6 protein-coding genes are annotated in these 7147 nt (G+C 70.5%); 1 reads left to right on the top strand and 5 read right to left on the bottom strand.

The features are described from left to right. Positions 1–434 (top strand): PucR family transcriptional regulator (locus tag IH13_RS0123960; RefSeq protein WP_031087714.1); only part of this gene is annotated, 434 nt, incomplete at its 5' end. A gap of 46 nt (positions 435–480) precedes the next feature. On the opposite strand, the gene serA is transcribed toward IH13_RS0123960, so the two are convergent. From serA to IH13_RS0123935, 5 genes are all read right to left on the bottom strand, one after another. Next, complete coding sequence (gene serA, locus IH13_RS0123955) at positions 481–2073, bottom strand: phosphoglycerate dehydrogenase (protein ID WP_031087712.1); 1593 nt, start codon at positions 2071–2073, stop codon at positions 481–483. 287 nt (positions 2074–2360) lie between these two features. Then, positions 2361–3362: a ketol-acid reductoisomerase gene (ilvC, locus tag IH13_RS0123950; protein ID WP_031087711.1), complete on the bottom strand. Its 1002-nt coding sequence runs from the start codon at positions 3360–3362 to the stop codon at positions 2361–2363. Between the two features lie 105 nt (positions 3363–3467). Continuing rightward, the gene (gene ilvN / locus IH13_RS0123945; protein WP_014048496.1) at positions 3468–3995 is read right to left on the bottom strand and encodes an acetolactate synthase small subunit; all 528 of its coding nucleotides are present in this window, start codon (positions 3993–3995) and stop codon (positions 3468–3470) included. A 22-nt stretch (positions 3996–4017) separates the two neighbouring features. Further along, entirely contained in the window at positions 4018–5874 is a 1857-nt protein-coding gene (locus tag IH13_RS0123940; protein ID WP_031087709.1) for an acetolactate synthase large subunit, read from the bottom strand. 216 nt (positions 5875–6090) lie between these two features. Then, on the bottom strand, positions 6091–7147 hold a 1057-nt coding region (locus IH13_RS0123935), incomplete at its 5' end, for a GGDEF domain-containing phosphodiesterase (protein ID WP_037842191.1).

Genomic DNA, 7147 nt, shown 5'->3' with positions numbered 1-7147 from the left:
CGGACCGGCTGCGGACGACGGCCGGGCCCGGCGCCACCGCGGGGATCGCCACCGCCCGGCGGGGCCTGGCGGAGCTGGCCGCCTCCTGGCACGAGGCCCGGTCCGCCGCGCGCGCGGCCCACGCGGAGCCGCGCTTCGGGCCGGTCGCCGCCTGGTCGTCCATCGGACCGTACCGGCTGCTCACCGCGCTGCCCCGGACGCCGGACCCCGTCGCCCGCACCCTGCTGGACGGCTCGCACAAGGAGCTGGCCCGCACCGCCGAGGTGTTCCTCGACTGCGCGGGCCAGGCGAGCCGGACGGCGGCCCTGCTGGGCATCCACCGGCAGACGCTGTACTACCGCCTGGGCCGGGTCGAACAGCTCACCGGCCTCGACCTGGGCGACGGCGAGGACCGGCTGCTGCTGCACATGGCGCTGAAGGCGGCCCGGCTGTAGGCCGTGTCCGCCCGTTCGTGGAGGACACGGCCGTGGGCGCCGTGGGTCAGTCCGTCAGGTTGACCGAGCGGGCCGAGGTGGCGCCGATCTCCTCAGCGATCTCGCTCAGCACGGACTGCGGGATGGTGTCGTCCACGGTGAGGACGACCAGCGCCTCCCCGCCCGCGTCCTGGCGGGAGACCTGCATGCCCGCGATGTTCAGCCCGGCCTCGCCGAGGATCTTGCCGACCGCGCCGACGACACCCGGACGGTCCTCGTAGCGCAGGACGACCATGTGGTCGGCGAGCGCCAGGTCCACGTCGTGCTCGCCGATGGCGACGATCTTCTGGAGGTGCTTGGGGCCGGCCAGCGTGCCGGAGACCGCGACCTCCTCGCCGTTGGCCAGGGTGCCGCGCACGGTCACCACGTTGCGGTGCTCGGGCGACTCGGAGCTGGTGGTGAGGCGGACCTCGACCCCGCGCTCCTGGGCGAAAAGCGGCGCGTTGACGTAGGACACGGTCTCGTCGACGACGTCCTCGAACACGCCCTTGAGCGCGGAGAGTTCGAGCACCTTCACGTCGTGCTGGGTGATCTCGCCGTAGACCTCGACGTCGAGCCGGGCCGCGACCTCGCCGGAGAGCGCGGTGAAGATCCGGCCGAGCTTCTCGGCGAGGGGCAGCCCCGGACGCACGTCCTCGGCGATGACGCCGCCCTGGACGTTGACCGCGTCCGGTACGAGCTCACCGGCGAGTGCGAGGCGGACGGACTTGGCGACCGCGATACCGGCCTTCTCCTGCGCCTCGTCGGTGGAGGCGCCCAGGTGCGGGGTGCAGACGACCTGGTCGAACTGGAACAGCGGGGAGTCCGTGCAGGGCTCCTTGGCGTACACGTCGAGTCCGGCGCCCGCGACCCGGCCCTCCTTGAGCGCGGAGGCCAGCGCCTCCTCGTCGACGATGCCGCCGCGCGCGGCGTTGACGATGCGCACCGAGGGCTTCACCTTGTGCAGCGCCTCGTCGCCGATCAGGCCGAGCGTCTCGGGGGTCTTGGGGAGGTGCACCGTGATGAAGTCGGCGACCTCCAGCAGCTCGTCCAGCGTCAGGAGCTTGACGCCCATCTGCGCGGCGCGGGCCGGCTGGACGTAGGGGTCGTACGCGACGATCTTCATCCCGAAGGCCGACATGCGCTGGGCGACCAGCACGCCGATGCGGCCGAGGCCGACGACGCCCAGGACCTTCTCGCTGAGCTCGACACCGGTGTACTTGGACCGCTTCCACTCGCCGTTCTTCAGGGCGGTGTTGGCCTGCGGGATGTGGCGCGCGGTGGCCACCAGCAGACCGCACGCCAGCTCGGCGGCGGTGACGATGTTGGACGTCGGGGCGTTGACGACCATCACGCCGGCCTTGGTGGCCGCGGAGACGTCCACGTTGTCCAGGCCGACACCGGCGCGGGCGACGACCTTGAGCTGCTTCGCGGCGGCGATGGCCTCCGCGTCGACCTTGGTGGCGGAGCGCACCAGGATCGCGTCGACGCCGGCGATCGCGGGGAGGAGTTCGGCGCGGTCCGCGCCGTTGCAGTGCCGGATCTCGAAGTCCGGACCCAGAGCGTCGACCGTGGCGGGCGACAGCTCTTCGGCGATGAGTACGACAGGTTTCGAGCTCACGTGTGTCCTCACAAGTCCAGTGCGGACGGCCGTCCCGACGGCCGCAGGCGGTGGAGGGGCTAGCCGCGTGGAAGACGCACGACACTGTGGGCCCTGACGCGTGTATGTGTGGAGCAGTCTAGTCATGCGGCCGGGCCCGGTCTGCGCCCCGGCGGAAGGATCACCCGCACGGGGCGGACGGCGTGTACAGACGTACGGGAAGCGTCTCGCGCCGCCCTCCCCGGCCCGCAGTGACACGGGGCGGGAGGCCCGGGGGCGGGCCCGTGCGGGCCCGCCCCCGGTGAGGATCAGGCGTCCTCGTCGTTGACCCAGCTCATGAGCTTGCGCAGTTCCTTGCCGGTGGTCTCCAGCAGGTGGTCGGCGTCGGCCTTCTTGTACTCGTTGTACTTGGGCAGGCCGTTGTGGTACTCGGCCATCCAGTTCTTGGCGAAGGTGCCGTCCTGGATCTCGGCGAGGACCTTCTTCATCTCGGCCTTGGTGGCGTCCGTGATGATGCGGGGGCCGGTGATGTAGTCGCCCCACTCGGCGGTCTCCGAGATGGACCAGCGCATCTTCTCCAGGCCGCCCTCGTACATGAGGTCCACGATGAGCTTCAGCTCGTGCAGGCACTCGAAGTAGGCGATCTCCGGCTGGTACCCGGCCTCGGTCAGCGTCTCGAATCCGGCCTTCACCAGGGCAGCCGTACCACCGCAGAGGACGGCCTGCTCACCGAACAGGTCGGTCTCGGTCTCCTCGGTGAAGGTCGTCTTGATGACGCCGGCGCGGGTGCCGCCGATGCCCTTCGCGTAACTCAGGGCGAGCTCCAGGCCCTTGCCCGAGGCGTCCTGCTCGACGGCCACGATGCACGGGACGCCGCGGCCCTCCTCGTACTGACGGCGCACCAGGTGGCCGGGGCCCTTGGGGGCGACCATGCAGACGTCGACGTCGGCCGGCGGCTTGATGAAGTCGAAGCGGATGTTCAGGCCGTGGCCGAAGAACAGCGCGTCACCGGCCTTGAGGTTGTCCTTGACGGACTCCTCGTAGACCTTGGCCTGGATCGGGTCCGGGACGAGGATCATGATGACGTCGGCCTCGGCGGCGGCCTCGGACGGGGTCACCACGCGCAGGCCCTGCTCCTCGGCCTTGGCCTTGGACTTGGAGCCCTCGTGCAGACCGACACGGACGTCGACACCCGAGTCACGCAGCGACAGCGCGTGGGCGTGGCCCTGGCTGCCGTAGCCGAGGACCGCGACCTTGCGGCCCTGGATGATGGACAGGTCGGCATCGTCGTCGTAGAACAGCTCGGCCACTGGGTCTTCTCCTTGGTGTGCAGGTGTTGCGTCCCACCGTACGGCGGGGTGCGTCTGGTTCGTTTGCGGGTCTCGCCATGCGAGCGGCGAGCGTGTCCGGTCTGTCTACGCCGAGCGGTCGAGTGCGCGCAGGGAACGGTCGGTGATCGAGCGCGCGCCGCGCCCTATGGCGATGGTGCCGGACTGGACGAGCTCCTTGATGCCGAAGGGTTCGAGCATCTTGAGCATGGCCTCCAGCTTGTCGGCGCCTCCCGTCGCCTCGATCGTGACGGCCTCCGGGGAGACGTCCACGGTCTTGGCGCGGAACAGCTGGACGATCTCGACGATCTGGGAGCGGGTCTCGTTGTCCGCGCGGACCTTCACCAGGACGAGCTCCCGCTGGATCGCAGCGGCCGGCTCGAGTTCGACGATCTTCAGGACGTTGACCAGCTTGTTGAGCTGCTTGGTCACCTGCTCCAGGGGCAGGCCCTCGACATTCACCACGATCGTGATGCGGGAGATGTCGGGGTGTTCGGTGGTACCGACGGCGAGCGAGTCGATGTTGAACCCGCGCCGGGAGAACAGGGCGGTGATCCGGGCGAGGACACCCGGCTTGTTCTCGACCAGGACGGAGAGCGTGTGCTTCGTGGACATGGAGTCGGTCTCTCTCTGTCTCTCAGTCGTCTTCGTTGTCGCCGAAGTCGGGGCGGACGCCGCGGGCGGCCATGACCTCGTCGTTGGAGGTGCCGGCGGCCACCATCGGCCACACCATGGCGTCCTCGTGGACGATGAAGTCGATGACGACCGGGCGGTCGTTGACCGCGTTGGCCTCCGCGATGACCTTGTCCAGGTCGGCGGGGTCCTCGCAGCGGATGGAGTAGCAGCCCATGGCCTCCGACAGCTTGACGAAGTCGGGGACCCGGGTGCCCCGGGCGGGGGCGCCGTCCGCGTCCGGGCCGGAGTGCAGCACGGTGTTGGAGTACCGCTGGTTGTAGAAGAGGGTCTGCCACTGGCGGACCATCCCGAGGGCGCCGTTGTTGATGACGGCGACCTTGATCGGGATGTTGTTGAGCGCGCAGGTGGTGAGTTCCTGGTTGGTCATCTGGAAGCAGCCGTCGCCGTCGATCGCCCAGACCGTGCGGTCCGGCATGCCGGCCTTGGCGCCCATCGCGGCCGGGACCGCGTAGCCCATCGTCCCGGCGCCGCCTGAGTTGAGCCAGGTGGCGGGCTGCTCGTAGTCGATGAAGTGGGAGGCCCACATCTGGTGCTGGCCGACGCCCGCCGCGAAGATGGTGCCCTCGGGGGCGAGTTGGCCGATGCGCTGGATGACCTGCTGCGGGGAGAGGCTGCCGTCCTCGGGCAGGTCGTAGCCGACCGGGTAGGTCTCGCGCCAGCGGTTCAGGTCCTTCCACCAGGCGCTGTAGTCGCCGGTGTGGCCCTCGGTGTGCTCGGCCTGGACGGCCTGGACGAGGTCGGCGATGACCTCGCGGGCGTCCCCGACGATCGGCACGTCGGCGGCGCGGTTCTTGCCGATCTCGGCCGGGTCGATGTCGGCGTGGACGATCTTGGCGTACGGGGCGAAGCTGTCCAGCTTGCCGGTGACGCGGTCGTCGAACCTGGCGCCGAGCGCGACGATCAGGTCGGCCTTCTGCAGCGCGGTGACGGCGGTGACCGAACCGTGCATGCCGGGCATCCCCACGTGCAGCGGGTGGCTGTCGGGGAAGGCGCCCAGCGCCATCAGGGTGGTGGTGACGGGCGCTCCGGTCAGCTCCGCCAGGACCTTCAGCTCGGCGGTGGCGTGGGCCTTGAGGACACCGCCGCCGACGTAGAGCACCGGGCGCTGGGCCTGGGTGATGAGCTTGGCGGCCTCGCGGATCTGCTTGGCGTGCGGCTTGGTGACCGGGCGGTAGCCGGGCAGGTCCATCGCCGGGGGCCAGCTGAAGGCGGTCTTGGCCTGCAGCGCGTCCTTGGCGATGTCGACCAGGACCGGGCCGGGGCGGCCGGTGGAGGCGATGTGGAAGGCCTCGGCGACCGTGTGCGCGATGTCCTCGGCGCGGGTGACCAGGAAGTTGTGCTTCGTGATCGGCATGGTGATGCCGCAGATGTCGGCTTCCTGGAAAGCGTCCGTACCGATCGCGCCGGAGGCCACCTGGCCGGTGATCGCGACCAGCGGCACGGAGTCCATGGCCGCGTCGGCGATCGGGGTGACCAGGTTGGTCGCCCCGGGCCCCGAGGTGACCATGCAGACACCGACCTTGCCGGTGGCCTGCGCGTAGCCGGTGGCGGCGTGACCGGCGCCCTGCTCGTGGCGGACGAGGATGTGGCGGACCCGGGTGGAGTCCATCAGCGGGTCGTACGCCGGGAGGATGCAGCCGCCGGGGAGGCCGAATACGGTGTCGGCGCCGACTTCCTCGAGAGAACGGATGAGGGACTGCGCGCCCGTGAGGTACTCGACGGAGGCGGAGGACGGTCCGCCGTTACGGGCCCGCGGCTGCGGGTGCTGGGCCCCGGTGGCCTGCTCGGTCATCGGCATTCTCTTCTCGAAGCTGGTGTTCATGCGGGGTGTTTGTGGTGTTTTGAGTGCCACCGGTGCAACAAAAAACCCCTCGTGCCGTGAGGCAAGCGAGGGGAGCGCGCCGGTGCGGTCTGCAGGATGTCCATGAGTGATCCTGCTTCAGCCGACGCGCTTTCCAAGTACGAGAATTCGGGTGCGCATGGCATTGACCCTCTCTCCGGGGCGCCCGCGGTGTCAAGTGGGTGGGACGGGAGTCTCATCATGTGAACGACCCTGGAGCGGGATCCAGCCGCCCGCGAGCACGGGCTGAGCCACCGGGCCGCCGCCCGCCACCGGGAACCTCCCCCGGACCAGGGTGCGCCGCAGCCGGTACTCGTCCACGGGCCCGGAGAACGCCATTCCCTGGCCGTGCGTACACCCCATGGCCCGCAGGGCGCGGACCTGTTCGGGACCGTCGACCCCGTCGGCGACGGACTGCATGCCGAGGTCCCGGGCGATGCGCAGCAGACCACTGGTGATCTTGTGCAGCCGCGCCGACTCCACGACCCCCTCGACCAGGTTCCGGTCGAGCTTCAGCACGTCGACCGGGAGCCGGCGCAGGGCGTTGACCGCGGCGTAGCCGTTGCCGAAGCCGTCGAGCGCGATCCGTACGCCGAGTCTGCGCAGGGCGACCAGCCGCTGCTCCAGGTCGTCGAAGGGGATCCGTGGGTCGTTGTCGCCGACCTCGATCATCAGCGCGCCGGAGGGCAGCCCGTACCGGGTGAGGAGGCCCTCGACGGAGCCGAAGGGCTGCCCGCGGTCCAGGAGCCTGCCCGCCGACACCCGCACCGAGACGGCGACGGGGTGGCCGGCCCTGGCCCGGTCGGCGGCCTGCTCGACCGCCTCCTCCAGCATCCAGCTGCCCAGCTCGGCCGCGCGGTCGCTGTCCCCGGCCACCCGGAGGAACTCGGCGGGGGTGAACAGGATGCCCTGGGCCGAGCGCCAGCGGGCCTGGGCGGCGACGGCCGCGACCGTACCGCTGGCGAGATGGACGACCGGCTGGTGCAGCAGGGAGAACTCGCCGTCCCGCAGGGCCGTGCGCAGCCGTGCCGCCAGCTCGGAACGGCGGACGACCTCGGCCTGCATCTGCGGGGCGTACAGCTCGACCCGGTCCTTGCCGCCGGCCTTGGCGCGGTACATCGCCAGGTCGGCGTTGCGCATGAGGTCCTTGGGGGTGATGCCGGGTTCGGCGAAGGCGACGCCGATCGAGGCGGCCACCCGGACCTCGCCGCCGCCGATCCGGTACGGCTGG

It is taken from the genome of Streptomyces sp. NRRL WC-3549 (assembly GCF_000721935.1).
Lineage (GTDB): Bacteria > Actinomycetota > Actinomycetes > Streptomycetales > Streptomycetaceae > Streptomyces.
The sequence above is the reverse complement of the archived record's forward strand: the minus strand, read 5'-3'. Positions and strand labels throughout refer to the sequence as shown.

Coding starts and splice junctions, on each gene's coding strand:
- ilvN (WP_014048496.1), bottom strand. CDS start 3,995: ATGTCCACGAAGCACACGCTCTCCGTCCTGGTCGAGAACAAGCCGGGT.
- IH13_RS0123940 (WP_031087709.1), bottom strand. CDS start 5,874: ATGCCGATGACCGAGCAGGCCACCGGGGCCCAGCACCCGCAGCCGCGG.